At 76.2% G+C, this 1,170-nt stretch carries 1 protein-coding gene; it reads left to right on the forward strand.

Annotated elements, in window-relative coordinates; genetic code table 11:
• Window positions 1-1,136 (forward strand): CDP-glycerol glycerophosphotransferase family protein (locus tag GUY61_RS38455; protein ID WP_208106993.1); only part of this gene is annotated, 1,136 nt, incomplete at its 5' end.
• Between the last annotated feature and the right edge of the window lie 34 nt (window positions 1,137-1,170).

A 1,170-nucleotide genomic window follows, 5' to 3' on the forward strand; every position in this document is an offset into this window, starting at 1 on the left:
GCCGGGCGGGCCGGGCCCGCCGACCCGGCCCGCCCGGAAGCTCCGGCCCCTCCGGCACCCCCGGCACCCCCGGCTCCTCCGGCTGCCTGGACCTGTTCGAGCAGTACGACCGTGTCTTCGCCCTCGTCGGTTCGCGGCCCGAGTGGGCGCGGCTGCGGCCGGTGCTCTTCCGCCGGGCGGTGGACGACGTGGCCGCGCTGCTCACCGCGCGCGGCCGCGTGCCGGCCGCCGAGCGCGCCGCGTTCGCCCGCCGCGCGGCGGAGCTCTGCCGCCGCCACGGCTCGGCGCGCGACGTACCGCGGCGGCCCGCCGCCCGGCTGCGGCACGCACTGCTGCGGCTCGGCAGCCACCGCGCCCACCGGGGCCTGAGCCTCGCCGCGCGGGTGCTGCGGCGTTCCTGGCGGGTCACGGCCCGCGCCCTGCGGGGCCTGCGCCGTGCGCTGCTGCGGATCCACTACGGCGTGCAGCTGCTCCTCCCCCTCAGGAGGAACCACGCCGTCTTCACCTCGTCGGGGCCGGGCCGCGGCTACTGCGGTGACCCGGCGGCCGTCGAGGCGGCCGTGCGCGAACTGGCGCCCCGGATCCGCACCGCCTGGATCGCCGAGCCCGCCGGGCTGCACACCGTGCCGCCGGCGACGCGCCGGCTGCGTCCCGGCACCGCCGCGTACTGGACGGCCCTGGCCCGCTCGGCGTACGTCGTCACCGAAACCGGCCTCGGCCTGCGGCCGGTCAGGCGGCGCGGCCGGACCGTCGTACGGACGGGGACCGGCACCCCCCTCAAGCGGGTCGGCCTCGACCTCAGGGACCGGCCCGCGGCCGTCCGGGAGACGACCGTCCGGGACAGGACCGCCCGGAACACGGACCTCGCGCGGCTGCCGGCCGCCGCAGACGGCTGGGACTACGTGCTGTCCGGCAACCGCCACTCCACCGTCGTCCTCCAGCGGGCGTTCCCGGGCGGCTACACCACCCTCGAACACGGCCGGCCGCGCAACGACCGGCTGCTCAACGCCACCGCGCGGGACGTGGCGCGGATCCGCGAGAACCTCGGCATCCCGCCCGGCAGCACGGCCGTGCTCTACGCCCCCACCCCTGTCTCTATACCACTCTCCGAAAAAAAAAAAAAAGAAAAAAGTTAGGACTTTAGAGATACATCACATGTCAAAGGTGCGG

This window comes from Streptomyces sp. GC420 (assembly GCF_009916105.1).
Lineage (GTDB): Bacteria > Actinomycetota > Actinomycetes > Streptomycetales > Streptomycetaceae > Streptomyces.